Origin of the sequence: Pseudoalteromonas sp. MTN2-4, assembly GCF_042848605.1 — a bacterium.
GTDB lineage: Bacteria > Pseudomonadota > Gammaproteobacteria > Enterobacterales > Alteromonadaceae > Pseudoalteromonas.
In genome coordinates this window covers 45190-64224 of record NZ_BTGK01000012.1, presented here as the reverse complement: position 1 = coordinate 64224, position 19035 = coordinate 45190, and the positions used below count along the sequence as shown (strand labels likewise).

At 37.9% G+C, this 19035-nt stretch carries 16 protein-coding genes; 5 read left to right on the top strand and 11 right to left on the bottom strand.

The window, feature by feature from the left end:
- Positions 1-222: 222 nt before the first annotated feature.
- Positions 223-885 carry a hypothetical protein gene (locus tag ACGHEH_RS19995; protein WP_390449036.1) on the bottom strand — a complete coding sequence of 221 codons (663 nt, stop codon included), beginning with the start codon at positions 883-885 and terminating at the stop codon, positions 223-225.
- Between the two features lie 90 nt (positions 886-975).
- Entirely contained in the window at positions 976-1524 is a 549-nt protein-coding gene (locus ACGHEH_RS19990; protein ID WP_390449033.1) for a hypothetical protein, read from the bottom strand.
- 145 nt (positions 1525-1669) lie between these two features.
- Between ACGHEH_RS19990 and def the strand changes: the two genes are divergently transcribed.
- A complete protein-coding gene (gene def / locus ACGHEH_RS19985; protein ID WP_390449030.1) occupies positions 1670-2215 on the top strand; it encodes a peptide deformylase in 546 nt (181 codons plus the stop codon).
- Positions 2216-2953: 738 nt separating this feature from the next.
- Here def and ACGHEH_RS19980 read toward each other — a convergent pair.
- Together ACGHEH_RS19980 and ACGHEH_RS19975 are read right to left on the bottom strand one after the other, a co-directional pair.
- Complete coding sequence (locus ACGHEH_RS19980) at positions 2954-3751, bottom strand: ion transporter (RefSeq protein ID WP_390449027.1); 798 nt, start codon at positions 3749-3751, stop codon at positions 2954-2956.
- Positions 3752-3941: 190 nt separating this feature from the next.
- A complete protein-coding gene (locus ACGHEH_RS19975; RefSeq protein ID WP_058028923.1) occupies positions 3942-4250 on the bottom strand; it encodes a hypothetical protein in 309 nt (102 codons plus the stop codon).
- A 308-nt stretch (positions 4251-4558) separates the two neighbouring features.
- Between ACGHEH_RS19975 and ACGHEH_RS19970 the strand changes: the two genes are divergently transcribed.
- Positions 4559-5929, top strand: coding sequence for an L-cystine transporter (locus tag ACGHEH_RS19970; RefSeq protein ID WP_390449024.1), 1371 nt, complete (start codon positions 4559-4561; stop codon positions 5927-5929).
- 110 nt (positions 5930-6039) lie between these two features.
- On the opposite strand, the gene ACGHEH_RS19965 is transcribed toward ACGHEH_RS19970, so the two are convergent.
- Positions 6040-10179, bottom strand: a complete 4140-nt coding sequence (locus tag ACGHEH_RS19965; protein WP_390449021.1) for an ATP-binding protein — start codon at positions 10177-10179, stop codon at positions 6040-6042.
- Between the two features lie 328 nt (positions 10180-10507).
- On the opposite strand from ACGHEH_RS19965, the gene ACGHEH_RS19960 reads away from it, so the two are divergent.
- Positions 10508-10720 (top strand): hypothetical protein, encoded by a 213-nt coding sequence (locus ACGHEH_RS19960; RefSeq protein WP_390449018.1) that lies wholly within the window; start codon positions 10508-10510, stop codon positions 10718-10720.
- Between the two features lie 622 nt (positions 10721-11342).
- Here ACGHEH_RS19960 and ACGHEH_RS19955 read toward each other — a convergent pair.
- The 5 genes from ACGHEH_RS19955 to ACGHEH_RS19935 form a co-directional block, all read right to left on the bottom strand.
- On the bottom strand, positions 11343-13034 hold the full coding sequence (locus ACGHEH_RS19955) for an immunoglobulin-like domain-containing protein (RefSeq protein ID WP_390449015.1): 1692 nt from the start codon (positions 13032-13034) through the stop codon (positions 11343-11345).
- 345 nt (positions 13035-13379) lie between these two features.
- Complete coding sequence (locus ACGHEH_RS19950; RefSeq protein ID WP_390449012.1) at positions 13380-13559, bottom strand: hypothetical protein; 180 nt, start codon at positions 13557-13559, stop codon at positions 13380-13382.
- 192 nt (positions 13560-13751) lie between these two features.
- Positions 13752-14006: a kelch repeat-containing protein gene (locus tag ACGHEH_RS19945; RefSeq protein ID WP_390449009.1), complete on the bottom strand. Its 255-nt coding sequence runs from the start codon at positions 14004-14006 to the stop codon at positions 13752-13754.
- A 258-nt stretch (positions 14007-14264) separates the two neighbouring features.
- The gene (locus tag ACGHEH_RS19940; protein ID WP_390449007.1) at positions 14265-14465 is read right to left on the bottom strand and encodes a hypothetical protein; all 201 of its coding nucleotides are present in this window, start codon (positions 14463-14465) and stop codon (positions 14265-14267) included.
- Between the two features lie 380 nt (positions 14466-14845).
- Positions 14846-15541 (bottom strand): VC0807 family protein, encoded by a 696-nt coding sequence (locus tag ACGHEH_RS19935; RefSeq protein WP_390449004.1) that lies wholly within the window; start codon positions 15539-15541, stop codon positions 14846-14848.
- Between the two features lie 227 nt (positions 15542-15768).
- Here ACGHEH_RS19935 and ACGHEH_RS19930 point away from each other — a divergent pair, with 227 nt between their 5' ends.
- On the top strand, positions 15769-15951 hold the full coding sequence (locus tag ACGHEH_RS19930; protein WP_390449002.1) for a hypothetical protein: 183 nt from the start codon (positions 15769-15771) through the stop codon (positions 15949-15951).
- 154 nt (positions 15952-16105) lie between these two features.
- A complete protein-coding gene (locus ACGHEH_RS19925) occupies positions 16106-16354 on the top strand; it encodes a hypothetical protein (protein ID WP_390449000.1) in 249 nt (82 codons plus the stop codon).
- A 468-nt stretch (positions 16355-16822) separates the two neighbouring features.
- Here the strand turns inward: ACGHEH_RS19925 and ACGHEH_RS19920 are convergent, their stop codons facing one another.
- Positions 16823-18910 carry a transcriptional regulator gene (locus tag ACGHEH_RS19920; RefSeq protein ID WP_390448997.1) on the bottom strand — a complete coding sequence of 696 codons (2088 nt, stop codon included), beginning with the start codon at positions 18908-18910 and terminating at the stop codon, positions 16823-16825.
- Positions 18911-19035 lie beyond the last annotated feature (125 nt).

Here is a 19035-nt window from a genome sequence, read left to right as displayed (position 1 = left end):
ACTTTCGGCTCAGCACATTTACATTTACTTTTTGTTTGGGGTTAAACAGCTTACTGAAGCCTATTGTAGAACATACAAGGGTGGAATAAGAAGCGTTGTATAGGACTCATGGAGGAGCGTCTAGATATGCGAGAGCAGGCAAAAATTAATTCTAATTTTAACCTGTTAAGCAAAGGCAATAATCCATGACCTTAACAGGTTAAAAGTTGACTTTCATCAATGCTAGCGTTGGTAAATAATAGTCGTCTTTTTTATTCCATTGATTACTTCTGAATCAAAATACATTTTTCGACTACCTTCTGCGGCAAACATTAAGGGGTGGACATTGATTTCATTATCTTGAATGTTGAATTCAACACGGCATTTGTCCCCTCTACATTCTTGTGAGTTAATAATGATGCCGTCGTCAAAGATACTATTTAATGTCGAAGTTACATTGTTGAGCGACTCATTCATTAGTGAATCCCATTGAGGGTCATAACTTTGATTGTAAAACTCACTTTCAGCAGTGCTAAATGTTTTATTCTTTTCTACTAAACTAGTTTCTGATTCATTCGTGTTTTGAGTGTTCATTACCAACTGATTATTGTCATTATTAGCTTTTTCAATCCTTTCTATGCGAGCATCAAATTCATTAAGTTTTTGATTAATCTTTTCTAAGCTGCTCAGAAGTTCATTTTGCGCCTCCATTATCTTATAGATATCATTAATGGTATTTGCATCACTCTGAAGAGCCGGTGGTTGGTTTATTTGTTCTAATGTAGGCTCTCTGTTAAAGCTCGATTCTGGTGTGTTTGGATTATACTTTTCTGTTAGGTTTGGAGTGTTGATAAAAACAAATGCAATAACAAGAGTTATAGATAGCAAACTAACTATTATCTTCAATCTAACCTCCTAATATGTTGTTTAAAGTAGGCGTAGTTCAGAGAATATGAATACGCCTACACTTTCATTCAAAAGCCTTAATGATGTTTATTAAAATTCACCGTTATCAGGTTCTGAAAACGGGTTATGTTTGTACATATAAACGACGTCATTACGACTTAATCTGCAAGCAAAATTGTAATAACCAGAGTTTGGTTGTTGCGCCTTTACATTTAAAGTTAGATTTAAACTTTCAGACCAAGGGTTGTTTGCAAAGTCAGAGTCAGAGGAAGTGACGTTTCCGAAGTTGTCGTATGCAATTAAGCTACAAACAGTTGTCCCGCCATTCTTTATAGGTGGTCCACCAAAGCCCGGATAAGAAAAGGCTGGAGAACCATCATTGATATAAACATCAACTCCTGGGCGATCTGTAGTCGTTGGTAATGTGCAAGAGATTATCACTAGATCAGAAGTTGCTTTGATACCACCAGAGCCATTAGATATACCACCACTCCCAGCTGTTTCTGTAGTACCAACAACAGTATTACACGAAGATATAGCTGAAAATGTTTCGATCTTGTTTGAAGCGAATGATGAAGATGAACCAAGAGATAGTGAAGCTAAAACTGATGCTGTAAGCAACGTTTTTGTTATGTTCATTATTACTATTCCTTTATAAGTCGTTATTCTTATTAATTAGCTTTTATAAAAGCGTTGAATATACGAAGGTGTTTTAAAGTAAGATCAAAAAATATTTTTTAGGGACAAATTATCTAGTAAAAACTGGGAGATTCTAGGAATAAAAATGAAGAAAGTGAGAGGACAGATTTTGAATATAGCTCAGTTGGGTCAGCCTGTTTTGAAGCAAAAAGCGCAACTTGTTGAAGACATTCTTGGTGACGAATGTCAAAACTTGATAAAAAACATGATGTCTACGGTGGAAGAGGCTGGTGGAGTAGGGATAGCTGCGCCACAAATTTATCACAGCTTACGTGTTTTTATTATGTGTTCAAAGCCTAATGCACGATACCCCGATGCACCTCTAATGGCTCCTACTGCCATTATAAACCCAGAGATAGTCGCTGTCAGTGAAGAAATAGAAAAAGGCTGGGAAGGTTGCTTAAGTGTACCGAGTATGCGTGGCTTAGTGCCGAGGCATCATGCTGTAACAGTGAAATATCATGATGCACAAGGGCGAGAGCATGAAAGCGTTTTTACTGGGTTTATTGCACGTATCTTTCAACATGAAATCGATCACTTAGATGGTCTAACTTTTATCGACAGACTGGAGTCGATGGAAGATTTGGTGAGTGAAAGTTATTGGTATGAGCATCATGCAAAAGGTGTTTAATTCTTTTAAGAATAAGTATTTAACGCAAATTTAAATGTAGGGTTTTTGTTTTTTTTGTGTAATCTGAGTATTTCTCGATGTTTTGTTTTTGTATTTTTCTTATCTTTTTTGTTTGATTTTTAAACGCTTGGGGTGTAGTTTGCGCATACTTTCATTTTGTAAGGAGATACTCTAAATGAAAGTAATAATAATTAATAAAATTAGAAGGATATCTAAATGAAAAATTATCTATTTGCCGCATCCCTTGCGCTAGGTGCTACGTTTACCAGTCAAGCAGCAGTTGTTGAATGTGTTATTAGTGGTACACCTTCACCATAACAGTGGAGTGAACAATTCTGCTCTAGCGGTACTTCGTCAACTGCTTCAGCTGTTGTTTTTAGATTAAAAGCATCTAAGCCAATTGCAGAAGTAACTTGGACACATTTTAGTGAGCATGATGGGTACTGGAATTGTCGTAATGGTGAGTATTGTCGATTCAGTAATCGTACAGTATCAGGGAACGGCAGTGCTCAGGCGTGTGCTAGACGAGTATTATACAAAGATGGCACATGGGAATCTTTAAACTCATGTGCATATGGCATGTATTGGTATGGCAGTCCTGTATTTAGTCGCAGTTTTGATGTTGATGTGACAGAAGAGCAGCTTATGAGCAGTGAAATCATTCAATAAATATGAATGCTAATAGAAGGGCCTTATAAGGCCCTTCTTAACAGATAACTCGTTCTTATATTTTAAATCTCATTTTTTTTGTTTCAGAAGTTCGTCTAATTTAGCCTCTATCCTTAATATATCTTCTTTTGTTGCCAGTGGTTTTTCTGGCTGATTTTCTTCTTCATGCATGATCTGCATGGCATCAACAATGATACCAATGAATAAGTTTAATACCGCGAAGCTGGTGATAATAATGAACGGGACGAAGAATAACCAAGATTGCGGAAATAGTTCCATCGTTGGGCGCACTATGCCCATTGACCAACTTTCTAAAGTCATTACTTGAAATAAGGTATAGGCTGATGCGCCGATAGTGCCAAACCACTCCTGCATATTTGGATCAGGGTGTTGTCCAAAAAGTTTCGTTGATAGTACGGCCGAAACATAAAAGATAATCCCAAGCACACCAATAACTGAGGCCATACCTGGCAATGAGTGGCCAAGCGCACCGATAACTCGGCGCATTTGTGGCACAACTGAGAAAAGTCTTAGCACTCGTAATATTCTGAATGCGCGAAGTACTGACAGTGGGCCAGTTGCAGGAATCCAAGATATGGCAACGATAAGTAAGTCGAAACAATTCCAACCAGACTTAAAAAATTTAAAGCGGTATACAAATAGTTTGAGTGCGAGTTCTATTGTGAAAATGATAAGGACGACTAAATCGATCTTAGCTAGTAAGACAGAGTTAGTTTTGCCAAATTGGGTGGTTTCAATACCTAATGTGATCGCATTAAATAAAATGACTGCAATAAGAAAGTTTTGAAAAGATTTTGCTTCAACAAGTGCCGTCAACTTAGAAGTTAAATTACTTTGTGATGCCATGGCTCTGATATCGGTAAAATGAGTGATATGGCATAGTTTGGGGTGAATATTTAATTTTCAACATAGAATCGATGAAGTGCAGGTTTGGCATCGATGCATTACTTGAAAAGAGATTAGGGACTTGCAGCTGTGAGAAAAGAATAAATAAAACGCTTATTATTGCGCCCTATTTATTCTTAGTTGAATTAGGTTAGTCTTCTGGCCCTAATAACGTAAAGGTTAAATGTTTGCGCATGTCTTTTAAAATCACGCCTTTTTTAAGCATGGCTGCGCTTAAGCGTTTCTGCCATTTTAATAAATCAGGTTTTGCCGCTTCTAGCGATTGCTCATCTTCAAATTGAAAGCACAATAACAGCGAGCCTGGAAATAAATGATATTCAACATCGAACCAACATTGCAGCATACCTGGAATTTCTTCACGACCTTGCGCTTCGATCATATCAGCGATTTGTAAAACTAAGGCCTGTTGCTTTTGTTGTACTTTTGAAAGCTTTTTCATAAATGAACCAAAAAGACAAAGAGTTAATACAGCAAGAGTATACCTGAGCTCGAGTGGCTAAAACAGTGAGACACAATCCGATAAGCATCACTATTTAAGCAATGTCATAACTCGAAAATATATCTCATTCCGATTCAATCTTTTCTAGCGGTCAATAATTTATTACTGTGCTGCGCTGAGTAAAAGCTTTAAAAATTATCTTCTAATTTAAGTTTTCCTTCGTATGAGAAGTTTTCGTCTTAACCGATGAATTGATTCAGTCGGTTTTCTGGTCTGTAAGTTAATAACAGTATTAATAGGTTAACGCTATGTCTTTCATTGCTATGGTGAGTTTGGCTGTCTTCGCAGCAATACTCTTGGCACTATTTAAAATACAACAAAAAGAGGCGCCGCTCTCTCGGTTGGTATTAATTGGTTTATCTTTAGGTAGCGTGTTTGGTTTGGCACTGCAATTCTTCTTAGGAGAAGGGCACGCTGCGATTCAAGAAACCTTAGCTTGGACTAATGTGGTCGGCAGTGGTTATGTCGGTTTGCTTAAAATGATCATCATGCCATTGGTGTTGGTGTCGATGATTGCGGCAGTTGTAAAACTCGATAAGTCAGGGGCACTTGGCAAAATCAGTGGTATCTCTATTTCAATTCTTTTGCTTACCACTATGATTGCTGCACTGATTGGTATCACCATTACGCAGCTTTTTGGTCTCACCGCAGAGGGGCTAACCGAAGGCGCACGCGAAACCACTCGACTTGCTGACTTAGAAACGCGAATGGAAAAAGTCAGTGATTTATCAATTCCAGAAATGCTGGTGAGCTTTATTCCAACGAATATTTTCCAAGATCTCGCATGGGATCGTTCAACGTCGATTATCGCTGTGGTGATCTTTGGTATTTTAACGGGCGTTGCCGCACGCAAAGTGATGCAAGAGCGTGAAGAGTTAGAAGCACCTATTCGTACTTTTGTAGAAACATTACAAGCCGTGGTCATGCGACTGGTAAAAATGGTGATTTCACTGACTCCTTATGGTGTTGCGGCTTTGATGGCGAAAGTGGTTGCGACGTCTAGCCTAACTGACATTCTGAATTTACTTGGTTTTATTGTTGCGTCTTATGTCGCTATATTATTAATGTTTGTGGTGCATGGCCTGCTGGTGGGCTTGTTCGGGGTAAACCCAAAACAATATTTTCAAAAGATTTGGCCTGTGTTGACCTTTGCTTTTACTTCTCGAAGCAGTGCTGCAACGATACCGCTTAATGTTGAAACGCAAATCAACAAGTTAAATGTACCACCTGCCATTGCTAACTTATCTGCGTCATTTGGCGCGACGATTGGTCAAAATGGTTGTGCGGGTATTTACCCTGCGATGTTAGCAGTGATGGTTGCACCGACTGTAGGTGTTGACCCGATGAGCTTTTCTTTTATTGTGTCATTGGTTGCGATGATCACTATTAGCTCGTTTGGTATTGCTGGCGTTGGCGGTGGTGCAACTTTCGCAGCCTTGATTGTATTGCCTGCCATGGGGTTGCCTGTGACGATAGCGGCCTTACTTATTTCTATTGAGCCACTGATTGATATGGCGCGTACCGCGTTGAATGTATCTGGCTCAATGACAGCGGGTACGATTACCCATCGTATTTTGGGTGAGAAGGAAGAAGTATCCTTGCAAGAAGTTAAAGCATAGGTGCTTTATAGAACCCATCATTTAACATCGATTGTTAATACTTTCAAAATGGCCTTTAAACTAAAGGCCATTTTATTGAGCAGATTAAGTTAACCATAACTCCTGTTAACTTAACTTTCTAAGCAGGTTTTCTCAGTTTCATTAATGGTTTTATCTTCAAACTTTTTATAGCTTTCTCCAAACTCAGCTTTAAAACAAGTGCTAAAATACGTCACATTAGCAAACCCTACCATATCAGCAACTTCAGATACTTGTAGTTGAGATCCAATGTATGTTTTCGCTTTTCTCAATCTAAATTTGCGCAAATACTCGTTAAAGTTGTGGTCTACCAATGCAGATAGTTTTCTATTTAGCTGACGTTCACCGATTGCCATGAGTTCGGCCGCATCAGTTCTTTTGAATTCAGGATTTGTGAAGTTTTCCTCAATCACCTTTTCAAATTTTAAAATAAACTTTTCGTCTTTATTATGAATAAATTCAGCATTTAAAATCGGCGTTTCGTTGCTCAGGCAGCTACCAAAGCGCTTTTTGAGTAAGTCACGAACGGTTAATAGATTATGTATCCGATAAAGTAGCTCAGTATTAGAAAATGGTTTAGCCATATATTCATCAATACTACTTTGCCAACCTTTTAAACGACTGTTTAAGTCATTTTTTGCAGTAAGCATTAATATAGGGATATGGCTTGTATGTTCATCGCTTTTCAGCTCTTGCGCTGTTGCATAGCCATCAATGCCAGGCATCATAACATCACACACTATCAGATCTGGAATTTGCTCTTTGGCTATTCTTAAGCCTTGCTCTCCGTTTGGCGCGTCAAAGCATAAGTAATGCTCTTGTAAAGTTGAGCGCAAATAGCTGCGCAACTCAGCATTATCTTCAATAATCAACACTGTTTTTTTATTAGAAAAACTCGTTTCATTATTTCCAGTTTGTGCAATTATATTTTGATGAGTTGAGTAATCCGCTTCTAGGATTAAAGGTGCCTGATTAGATTGTAAAGAATCATTTTGCTCTGCGTACGTCATTTGTTTCGCAGATGCTACCGGAAATGAGACTATAAATGTGCTACCAGCATTGACTTCACTTTGCAAAGTGATACTTCCGTTGTTTGCGATTACCAATTCTTTTACAAGCGCTAAGCCAATACCGGTTCCAGGTGTTTCTGAGTGCTGTTGAGAATCCCCGCGAGTAAAGTGCTCAAAGATTTTTTGCTGTTCGCTAGGTGCTATGCCTATACCTTCATCTGTTATCTTAAACTGAACCTGCTCGGCATCTGAAATGACGCTTATGGTTATACTTGAATCGGAATCTGAATATTTGATTGCATTTGACAGTAAGTTACTGAATATTTTGTCAAAAGAGTCTCTGATAAGCGCTAAGTGGAGATCTTTAAATGGTAAAATATTTATTACTATATTTTGTTTTCGAGCAAAACTTGAAAATGACTCTACAATTACATTCAATCTAAGTTTGACAGAAATAAAATCTCTTTTTAAATGTGCATTATTCTCTAGTGCAGCAAGTTCTAAAAGCTGCTCAACCATTCTAAGAAGCCTATTTGCATTCACTTTCATATTCTTGAATTGCTTGTTATAAGCGCTTAGTTCATTATGGCTGATTAAGTCTTCAAGAGGCGCTAATATTAAAGTTAACGGTGTTCTAAATTCATGAGAGACTTTTGCAAACAGTAATTGCTTCTGTTTTAGAAGATTATTGATTTCATTTGTTCGCTCATTAACTAAACCTTCTAGCCTATTTGCTTTGTTAGCTAATTTCTTGAAACGGTATCTGACAAATAAGAAGCCGACAAAAAGAAATGATAATATCCCAAGTACTTTGGCCCACCAGGTTTGAAACCAAGCTGGGTGTATAATAATAGTTTGTTCAAGTTCATTAAATTCAAAGGGCAATGTTCTATTGAGTAATTTAGCTTTTAAAACATACTCTCCAGGTGGTAAGTTCATAAACTGAATTGAATGGCCTTTGTTAGATGTCTTTTGCCATGTGTTGTGAAAGCCTTCTATTTTATAGAGATATTCAAAACTGTTCGGGTGTGAATGTAATGGAGAACTTAGAGTAAACTCAATTTTATTACCTTGAGATGATAAATTTATAGGTCTCTGCTTCAATTGAGAAGAGGTATATAGGTTGACCTCTTTATTGATCTCGTCAGAAAACATAGCACCTATCATTGGCTTTATTGAACTGAAAACCTCATTACTCAATGACTCAGAGTAACCAGCTTTAATTAGTGTTACGCCTTTTTCAGAACCAATGTAAAGTTCTCCAAGTTCAGTTGGGTGCATAGCATGAGCATTAAATGCTGCAAGTGACGCTCGATAGTCACGGTTTAACTTTCTTATCCTGCCATTGGGTGATAATTGATACAATGTATTATCAGTTGTGAACCACATAGCACCATATATATCTTTAGTAATAGACCAAACTGATTGTTGGGCTATATTTGAAGGTAAATCAGGATATTTGTTGAGTAACGGAGTAACTTGACCATTTGAGATCTCAAAAGCACCTGCAGACTCCAAACCCACCCATACAGTGTCATTTGTGTCTATGAAGAGATTGCCAACATGGTTAGAGTTCTCAGAAAGAGAAAAGTGAGATTGTATAGATGCATCATTTGATAGTGTATATAAACCACTATTTTGAGTGCCTACCCATATGTTATCTTTTGAGTCGATTCTAATTGCAGATACTGATTGTTTAGCGAAGCTGATTGATTTTTTATTGAACACCTTCGGGGGGATTTTGTAATGTGTTCGAGATTCAGTGTCAAAATAACTTAACCCGGCATAATAACCAGCAATCCATAGTTTATCATTACTGTCCAAAGCCAAGTCTAGAATATCTGTGTAAATGGTCTCTTTAAAGTGAGTAATACTATTAATTTTGCTCGCGTTATAGTCGATATGAAATAATCCTTTTTCTATAGTCCCTACCCATAATCCATGTTTATTTGATTTAATACTCCGTACTAAAATGCCTTCAAAGTGTTTTTTTAGTTCTTGGTTAAATGATTCAGGGGCGTTAAAGACATTAAGGCCATTATCTCCAGACCAAAAGTAACCAAAGTTATCTTTAAATAGGGCAAAACTTCCCTTTGAGTAGTGGGGGATGTTATTGATTGAGGGTTGAAGGTGTTGGATTGACTGATTTTGATTGCTTAGGAGAAACAAACCTGAGAAGGAACTTATCCATATATTATTAAAATTATCACGTTTAATATTTGTGACAAGGCTCAGCTTGACGTCTTTTTTACTTTCGTTAGCGTATTGATAATGATAAAACCGATTTTTATCAGGGGTAAATTCTATGATGCCAGACGATATGGCAATTAAAATATTATTTTCATGATCACTGGCTATGTCTCTAATGTTTGTGTTTATATTGGTGCTGAAGTGTTCTGAGAGTTTTATTTTTTGGATATTATTTTTATCTTTTATCCAGAGAGAATCTCTTTTTGGAAATACACTCATACCATTCTCTAAGCGTATCCCTAAGCTCGGGTTGTTGATAAATAGTTGATCGAAGTTGGCTGAGTCTAAAATGTGCCTTTCTACAATTTGATTTGATGATGTATTTATTTTTAATACAGAGTCATCATTTCGAAAAACCCATATAAAGCCTTTTTCAGCTCGACGAACTCTCACTGCTACGGACTTTGTAGCCTCGTAATCCTTTGGATAAAGTTCTACTTTTTCTGGGTCTTTTAGACTTTTTTCGTTAACTTTATAAACGTTTGAGCCTCCCCTCAAAACAAACCAAATATTTCCATCGTGGTCTGCTCCCATATTTCGAATATATTGAGTTGTATTCATGTCATTATTTAAAGAAACTCTTTCTAACTTTTCGGTCTCTTTAATGAAGACATTGACACCAGCTGAAGTGGCTATCCAGATATTTCCAAACTTATCGGTTACGATTTTTTGAATGAATTCGCTCCATAGTTTATTTGTATGTTTAGGGAAGTATTCATACAAGCTCACAACTTTAATCCCGTCATTTATGAATATGCCACTGCCCCATGTAGCAATCCACATTAGGCCATCTTGGTCTTGTAAATTAGTTGCAATTTGCTTTGTTGGAATTTCATCATTAAATGCAAAAGGTTCAAAGGTTTTAAGTCGATGATTGGTGGGGGAGCTATCAGCATTTGTTGATATAAATAAAGCCACCAAATATAAGATTGCTGTCCGTAACGGAAGACATTTTAAAAAGTAAGTCATCATAGAAATTAATTTTTATTTTTATGTACCTATAGTTTATGTTTTTTTATCCTTTGTTAACATGGGGTTGTGCTTTTGTTTTCTTTAAAGTCTCAGAATTTAATTTATATGTCCTATTTTTTCTAACTGGTTTTTGAACCTTTGTGTCACTTTGAATTGGTCATTAAACAGGGTCATTTCTTTCGAACTGTTTTTTGCATACTTGAAGATTTAATGGTGGTTCACGAGTTTTGATTATCTTTATCGATTTTAGAGCTAGTGAAATTTTAAAGGTTAGGAAACCGATAAGTGCCATTACACATAAAATTAAGAATTATATAGGACAATAATTATGTTCAAGAAATTAACAATCGCTTCTTTAGCTGTTTTAAGCCTTTCAACTTTTGCTGCAACAGATAGCAACACTCAGGCTCAATTTACAAAGGCTCCAACTGTTGAAACAGCAAAGCAAACATCACTTAGTGCGGATTGGTTCTGGAAAGATGGTGAAATTTGTTGGGTTGACCAAGGCGGAAACATCGACTGCTGGACTCCTCCTTTCTAAGCTGAAAGCTGTTAACTACTAGATATTTGGCGAGTTTTTTTGTTGAGTAACTAGGGTTACTGAGTGTGACCTGTTTTAATAGTAGGTCACACTTAAGTGCTTACCAAGAAAACGTGTTTCAAAGTAAACATTTAATTTCAGATGCTTCATTTCTTTATGAGATAGGCTTTTATGTAGTAAAAACAAGCCATCTTTCACTACTTAAAAACTGCTAATATTATTTTAAATCTTTAATTTATTCAGTCTTCTATGAAAATAAAATCTATCATCGAAATGTGTGCCTTTATTTTTTAGATAGTGCGCTTTTGCATTACGGCTCTGATAGCAATCGTTAGTAAGAGAGTATACGTCCCTCCTTTTAATACAAAAGAGCCATTCATTTATTAATGATATTTTTTGAATAAAAGTACAAAGAGTACCATGCCAAAAGATGCTGAAATGCAACAGACGATGAGTATTGTTGTTCAGTAAAAATCGAAATAAGAAAGCAAACTAAGGTGAAAAATCAGCAGACCATAGAGGGAACCTAAAATGGTTGTTTTATAAAAGCCATCCATAGTAAAAATTTGAACTATGAATGGCTTAATAAATAGGCCAATTAGCCTTAAATTTGGTTGTTTAGTTATAGCTGGCAAGCGTTATTCGCTAACTTCCAAACTCCCCATTCACCGGTCGTGCCTGGCTCTTCGCCTTTAGTCCACCAACCTGCTCTATAAATATCGCCTTTGTGGCTGACAAGTTGATTAGCTAAATATACGGTATTGCGATCCCAAGGCTGTGCGCATGAGGCATCAGACACGGTAATTGTGCGAACGACCGTCGTTGTTTGCTGCGCGCTATCAGATACACTATAAGTCAGTTGATATTGCCCTGCTGTATTTGTATCAACGCTACCTGTAACAGTGATATTCGCTGTTAAATCACCGTCTTCTTCATCAACGGCTGTGACACCCGCGAGTGCATTGAAGCTTGAGCCAATTGCCAGTTGCACATCGCTAACACCACTAAACACAGGTTTGTTGCTGTACACTTCTACTGTTCTAGTTGCCTTGGTTTCGTTGCCAGCAGAGTCACTTACGCTATATACCAATACATATTGGCCTGTTGTTGAAGTGTCGACATTGCCTGAAACCAGTATGTTATTGGTTAAGTTGCCATCTTCTTTGTCGGTAGCACTGACACCTGCGAGTACATCGAACACCTCACCTTGGCGAACTCGCGCATTGCTCACACCGCTGAATACTGGCGCATTCTTTGGTGGATCGATTACTTGACCATGAATAAATGGGCCATAGCTTTTAATAAAGCTTTGGTTGTAGGCTGTGCCTGCGGCATTTGTGCCCATATCCCAGTTTACTGACCAAGTCATCACCCCTTTAAGTGGCTGACCTTGCTGTTTTAACTGATTAAACGCGTTGTACAGGTTATTTGGGTTCTGAATATAGCCAGATGCTGCAGCATCGTTGTTGGTTGGAATACCAAACACTAGTTTGTCGTGTGGGATTTTATGGAAGCCACGAGTCCCGTTGGCAAGAGAGTCAGACATATAGTAAATAAACTCTTGTTTAAGTGATTCGTTGGTTTGTGCTATCCAACCCACACCATCAACATACACGCCGTCACCACCTTGGTTGTAAAACTGCGGATTGATCCAATCGTAATAACCATTGAGTGCTGTGATGTAAGGAATATACTTACCAGCTTGCGTTAAATAGGGGAATTCTGGCGCCATGGTCACCAAAAAGTTTTTGCCTTGTGCTGCATAATGATCTTTCACAAGGCGAAGAGCTGCAGGGATCACGGTTTGGTTATCATCTGCGGTAACTGCGGTTTGTTCAAGATCGATGTCTAAACCATCAAAACCAAACTTGTCGGTTAAGCGAATGATCTCATCAGCGAATGCTTGCTCGTCACCGGTTTTGAGGCCAATTAATGCATCAGCACCACCAAGCGCGAGTAATACACTGCGACCTTGGCTATTCAATTTCGCAATTTGATCAATAAAGTCTTGCTCGGACAGCCCAATTTTTGGGTCGAGTTTAAAAGTCGGGATACGCCCTTCAGCAAGGTCATATACCTTCATAAATGAGACATTCACGACGTTATACTGACTGTTAACTTGCTCAAGCGTTACACAAGGCGCATTACCGCCTTTGTACCCAGCGCCATCACACCAGTTATGCCAATAACCGACAACGACCCCACTTGGTTGGTTAACCATAAGGTCACCACTGCTCGCTAATGCACTGCCTGAAACGAGTGATGAAAGGCCCATTGTAACTGCTGTAACTAGGGTGTTTGATATTTTCAACATGTTATTAATTCCTTTTGTTGTTTTAATGCCATGCAATAACTTGCAGGCGAGTTAGCAACCTAAACTCGGAATAAAAACGACAATTCAGACTTTAGGCTCGGTAAAAACAAGGTAGAGTACGACCATCGCTCCTTGATGTACCTCGTGTAAAATAATTGTAAATAAGCTAACGTCATCTATGTGTGTTTGGAAAATGAATTTTTCTAATAAAGGTACTTTTTTAATGTCAGAAGGGGAGTTAGGAAGGCGCGGGATAAATAAAAGAATCGTGCGACTGCACGACTCTAAATTTTTACTCAGCACATTGAGTCATCTAATTAATATTAGATGTTGGGCTTCTATGCCTTATCCTTCCCAGCATTGTGTAATTTGAGCGCTTTGACAAAGTGCAGGGTGAGTAGGGCACACTAGCCAAGATTGTGGGTCTGGCGTGAAGTAACCCGCAGCAATTTTTGCTGTTTGGTCATTACTTAAAGATTTTTGTGAAAGTTGTTTAAGTGACTGTTTTTTGATTTGTAGTTTCATAATGTTTCCTTGTAAATAAAACGTTAAAAACTTATCGGTAAAAAGCGCACTTTGGCAAATGAAAAAAATACAACTTAATAATATTCTGACTATAACTTTTGAGGTGTTATCACTTTATTGGCATCAAGCAGTACATTACTTGTGTCAGCTAAGCCACTATGACGTGCACCCCCTATCAGCCATGGTGTGTCATTAAGCGTTACTGCGCCTAAAACATGAAGGGCCGCTGGCCACTTTGATATACTGTGCAAAAGCGTCTGTTTGTAAATCGTATCTTAGAATGTTTTGATAAACCCCGCTGTGATGTTCACCACCAAACACGTAAATACGCTCATTGATGATTGTTGCTGCATGTCCGGCTCTTGGCTCAGGCAAGCGCGCTAAGGGTTGCCGAGTATCACGCTTGGCGTTGTAATGCAAAACTTCTGATAAGTTACTTCCACCCATTTTTCTGCCACCGATAACTATCCAACCATGCTTGCTTGTTACGGTTGCCGCGCTATTACGAGGGTTTGGCAGTGGTTTTGCGTGTGTAAACGTATAATTCAGAGGGTCAAAAACAAAGTGGGCGGCGGTATCTGTACTGTGTTGCCATTGCCCATTTTGGTTTTTTTGTGGGCTTCTAGCACCTGCTAGATGAATTTTACCGTTAATTACTGCTCCAACCGTTTAACTTAAAGGCATCGGGAGCTCTGCCACTTTTCGTCATGTATTTTTTGCTTCATCGAGCGGTAATACGTCTGCTGTATTCAGCCATTGCCCTTGTGCTGAGTTTATAAAGCCACCAAAAGCAAAGAGCTTCCCACCCGCTGCTTGAAGATAAGTATGATGTCGACCTTCAGGTAGGCTAGGGGCTTGTTGCCATTGCTTTTCTTCGGTTGACCAAAAAAATACTTTGGCGGTCATATTGCCTTGTTCAGCTGGCAGGGTTTAAGAAATGCCGCCAGCAACCCAAATCTTATTCTTATAAACTGCTGGATATATTTCCTGAACGGCTTCTGGTAAGGCGGGTAGAGCTTCGTGTGCGAATAAATCATCAGCTAAAGTCGCGGATAGGAGCAGGCATAGTGCGGTAAATGGCGAACGCATCATTTTCCTTAAAAACATAAATATCAGATGTTTAGCATACATAAATTAATATTTTAGGTACAGGTGAGGCGTGATATGAGTTTTATACTCAGGGAGTCGACGGTTAAGTTGCTGAATTTAAAAGAGGGTAGGTGAACTATGACGTGGGTGAATAAAATTCATACACGTCATAGATGAAAGTTTAATCTTAAGAGAAGTTAGTTATCGGGAAACATCTCTTCTAGCGATAACCCAGACAGCTTTTTGATTGAGTTAAGTAAATAATAGAGTGCCACAAAAAATAAAATCATGCTTGGAATGGCTATCACCGGGTAGCTGAGCGCTGTCATCCTACCAAGCTCATTGTTAAAAGCCTCAGTGCCAGTTGGGCTCACGACAATCATTTTCGCTAATATATAATTCATCGCAGAAGAAAATACAAAAGCACCGCCCAAGATATTCGATGCTGTAGTTTGTATCTTAGGTAACTTCTCTAAGTTACCTTTTTCTGCGAGTGCTTTTTCAATGCGCGCCACGTCCAACGTGTTTTGATTAAACAACATAGTTTTCAAAAGCGGGTACTTAGTGTGTTGACTGACAAAGATCGCAATTGCGATTAAACCTGGTACCAGTGCTTCTTTAATGGCTATGTATTTCACATCAAGCTCTAATAAGCTGATCCCGCCAGTCAATAAGACAGAAACGATACCTAAGATAGAAATAAAACTAAATTTACCGACTTTTTTTAATTCCCAAACACCAAACCCTAGTGGAAAGGCAAGCGCTACCGCAACACCAAGGCTTGGCCCGAGGTGTTCTTCACCTGAAAAGCGAGTCAGGATGATAACGGGCACTATGATATTGAATAAAAGTTGACTGAAAAAACCACTTGGTTTGTTTTCTTGCTGTGTCACTGAAACCTCTATGAGCCACTGAACATTTTTCAGAGTTTATGACACCTTCTCGTCTAACTGCAATCTCTTTCAGATGAATATAAAAGGGCTGGGATTTTTATTACTTTTTTTAGGGAGGACTAGTTGATGCCTAATTTGTAACTTGATGTGAAGTTCTATTGACGATTATAGGGTTTTTACATAATTTGATTAAACCCATTAGGGGTAATAACTTTTAAGGAAAAAACATGAAATTAAAATTACAAAAGAAACGACTTAAATCATTATCAAAAGATTCAGTTTTACACTTGCAAGCAACTCCTCAAATTGCCGGTGGTGTGAAGATCACTGAGTGGTGTAGTCGTGATAAAAAGTGTGTAGTAACAGAGACATGTTATGTTACTGACCAGAAAGACTGTACAGTGATGTAAACAGTATTTTATTAAGATAGTTATTAGAAAACGGATATCATTCAAACAGAGCCAGTAACAAACAGGCTCTTATTTATATTCAAAACACCTGCTAATTTATACTTCTGAAAACACCTGTTATCCTATGCATATTCAGTATATTGAGTATTAAAACATGATTAAAGATAACGATATCATCGAAACATTAGCAGAACTTGAAGCTTTCTTATTGTTAGTTGAAAAAGGTGGACTAGGGTTCACCAATGTAGAGGGGGTTGCTTTGGCAACTCATAACAGCAATGGCCGTCCTTTTATTGCTGTGTTAGATGATAAGCATCAATTACTACATGGTCGTTGGGTATCGCAAGACGTATACGAAAATGGTAAAGACATAGTGCGTTACGGGGTTAAAAAGCGTCACTAATTAACCTCGCTTCTAGCTTAAGAGAAGTAATTTTGTTTACTCATATTGGTTTTTCAAAGTGGCTTCTCATATTTCATCTTTATTTTTGCTAACTAGCCCTTTAAAAGTACTCGTTAATTTTCATATTTTATTTGGCCAATTAAAGTCACTTACTCCATGTAATTAATGATTTTGATGGGTATCTTGAACATCGATTTTACTGTTTGAGCAGACCATGATGATCTGCGTTTGTTATTTACCACGACTTTGATGGCACTATTTAATCTGAAAATGCGAACTATTTTAATCTGTGGTGTAATCTGGCAGGTCTCGGTGCTTGAAACTGACTAAAACTCAGCGCATGAAGAACAATAAGCGCGAGCGAGAAAGTTACCGAGTTCACTCAATGTCTATTTGTGCAAATGCACGACTCTGCGGTTGTTCTTAGCTATTCGTCCTTTTAGAAGATTTATTGCCGGCAAGCCAACTCTAAAGTTGGCTTGCGCTAATTTCCGTTTGTCCAACGAAGGTGTTCATCGAGTGGGATTTATTTACTATTAAATGTCCATACTCGATGTTAATCCCCCAAGTTTGCAGTTCAAGAATGCCACGTTGGGTAATTTGTTTGCTTTTTATGTGTTGCTGCAAAAGTTGGTTTTGACCTTCAAGTGCATAAATAAATTCACCATCTGTATCCCAATGTCGAAAGTGATTAAACAGCCTATCAGCAAAGAAAATATGCTCAGTAGTGATTTGCCAGTTTGAGTCTAACGGATAAATACCTGGCTTATCAGGTTGCGTGACATAGTAAGTGCCTAAGTCACAATTTTGATGAAAGTCATTGATATTATTTATCAATCTCTCACTATGTTGAGAGTACATGTTGTATTTGTATAAGTGCCATTGATTGTTTTCCCTTACGGGTAAAAGAAGTGTTTGTTCAGAGTCACATGCAAAGACGGGTGGCTTAAATTCGCTGTAGGGCAATGTTAAGTATGTAATGGCTTTAGAGGTTAAATCAATTAACCCGAGCTGTGTATCTTGTTTAAACAAGAGTTTTGAACCATTACTAGAAAAAAGTAAATAAGTTAGCTTGCTATCTTTAAGATGGGTTAATTGTGTGAATACACCATTCTCAATCAACCAAACCTCTTGCTTGCCGGTACGTAAAGAAATAACCGCTGTTTTAAGGTGTTCACGACTGCGATAGGTTGTGCCCGCATAATTTGTAAAGGGCGAGCGAGCTAAATAGTTAGGCAATAAAGTGTCATTGGCCAAATCTACTTCAACAGTATTTGAGTTAGTTTCTTGTCCTACTGATACCAGCAACGTTTTACCATTCAGGATAGGCATCGAAATTTGCTTGTCAGTTTTATAAATCTCAATCGCTTTTCTTTGTTGAATATCTATGGTGGCAATGGCTGTCGCATTTTTATTAAATACCAAGGTGCGATTATCTGCCCAAGACACTCTAAGAGGGTGAGTAGTCTCTAATGTTACTAGCTTTTCGACACTGCCATCTTTTAAATCATATACCATTAACTGAGCATGACGAGCTTGGAAAAAGCGTATAAAAGCAAAATGAGTGTTTGCTGGGTTTATTTGTGCGTAGCTATCCATTTGATGCACTTTTATCGGGAAAGTGAGTTGCTCAGTAATTTTTTGCTGCATATGATAACGCTTTATACTATGCACTTGAGTGTCAGAATTACGAGATGGGAAGTAAAGCCACTCTTGTTTTGAGTCAACACTTATAGACTGTAAATTCATGCCAGTTTGACAGTCTTTAATTATTTCATCGTGATAGGTGGGTGTAACAGAAACCAGTTCACGTTTAATGATATGGCATTGTTTATCTATTTCTTTAATAAAGTAAAGTGTATCGCTGTTTTTAGCCCATGAAAACGCCCTTACATGCTCAATCTTAAAAACTTCTCTATGCTGATTGTTTTGACTTTTTTGAACTATGAGATGTTGAGTTTGCAGCTCAGGGTCGCGATGAATAAATCCTAACAAATTTGACTTAGAAAGTTGTGGTGCGCTGTTCCAGCCAGTTATAAAAGTAAGCGGTTTTATTGTTTGCGGTGAAGTCACAGGCTGACTTTCAGCTTTAGTTTCTGATGTGTGTGGTTGGGCATGATAGACAGTAAAGCTTGCTGCTGAGATAAGTGTAAAAAGCAGTAACAATAAAGGTATAGTTTTAAGCTTAACCGAATGATGCTTTGTATTTGTTGGCTCATCATTTAACACAGTGGGTGTGAATGAATAACCTTGCTTGGGGTGAGTTTTAATGATGCTTTTAGTATCACCGCCTAAGGCTCTGCGTAGTTTAGAAATAGTGGCATTGATGGTTTTATCGTCCACGTAACGATCAAACCAAATGTGTTTTTGTAGCGCTTCTCTTGAAGCAATTTGACCTTGAATTGAAATGAGGTAACTCAAAAGCAACGCTTGTTTTGCTTCTAACTCAATAGAAAGAGAACCATTTGGCGATGCATCTTTACCAAGCCAATTTAACGTATTATTGGAAGGATTAAATTCCCAGTTAAGAAAACGAACAACCTTGTTAATAAACATCTCAATAACGGAATAGCTAATTTTTTGTAATGTTACCTAAATTATATACACAATCCTATGTTTTCAGTGTGTTTAAAGGAATGAAAATAAACAAGGTCCTTAAATTAGTTTAAGGACCTTAACTT

Coding starts and splice junctions, on each gene's coding strand:
- ACGHEH_RS19990 (WP_390449033.1), bottom strand. CDS start 1,524: ATGAACATAACAAAAACGTTGCTTACAGCATCAGTTTTAGCTTCACTA.
- def (WP_390449030.1), top strand. CDS start 1,670: ATGAAGAAAGTGAGAGGACAGATTTTGAATATAGCTCAGTTGGGTCAG.
- ACGHEH_RS19980 (WP_390449027.1), bottom strand. CDS start 3,751: ATGGCATCACAAAGTAATTTAACTTCTAAGTTGACGGCACTTGTTGAA.
- ACGHEH_RS19975 (WP_058028923.1), bottom strand. CDS start 4,250: ATGAAAAAGCTTTCAAAAGTACAACAAAAGCAACAGGCCTTAGTTTTA.
- ACGHEH_RS19970 (WP_390449024.1), top strand. CDS start 4,559: ATGTCTTTCATTGCTATGGTGAGTTTGGCTGTCTTCGCAGCAATACTC.
- ACGHEH_RS19965 (WP_390449021.1), bottom strand. CDS start 10,179: ATGATGACTTACTTTTTAAAATGTCTTCCGTTACGGACAGCAATCTTA.
- ACGHEH_RS19960 (WP_390449018.1), top strand. CDS start 10,508: ATGTTCAAGAAATTAACAATCGCTTCTTTAGCTGTTTTAAGCCTTTCA.
- ACGHEH_RS19955 (WP_390449015.1), bottom strand. CDS start 13,034: ATGTTGAAAATATCAAACACCCTAGTTACAGCAGTTACAATGGGCCTT.
- ACGHEH_RS19950 (WP_390449012.1), bottom strand. CDS start 13,559: ATGAAACTACAAATCAAAAAACAGTCACTTAAACAACTTTCACAAAAA.
- ACGHEH_RS19945 (WP_390449009.1), bottom strand. CDS start 14,006: ATGGGTGGAAGTAACTTATCAGAAGTTTTGCATTACAACGCCAAGCGT.
- ACGHEH_RS19940 (WP_390449007.1), bottom strand. CDS start 14,465: ATGACCGCCAAAGTATTTTTTTGGTCAACCGAAGAAAAGCAATGGCAA.
- ACGHEH_RS19930 (WP_390449002.1), top strand. CDS start 15,769: ATGAAATTAAAATTACAAAAGAAACGACTTAAATCATTATCAAAAGAT.
- ACGHEH_RS19925 (WP_390449000.1), top strand. CDS start 16,106: ATGATTAAAGATAACGATATCATCGAAACATTAGCAGAACTTGAAGCT.
- ACGHEH_RS19920 (WP_390448997.1), bottom strand. CDS start 18,910: ATGTTTATTAACAAGGTTGTTCGTTTTCTTAACTGGGAATTTAATCCT.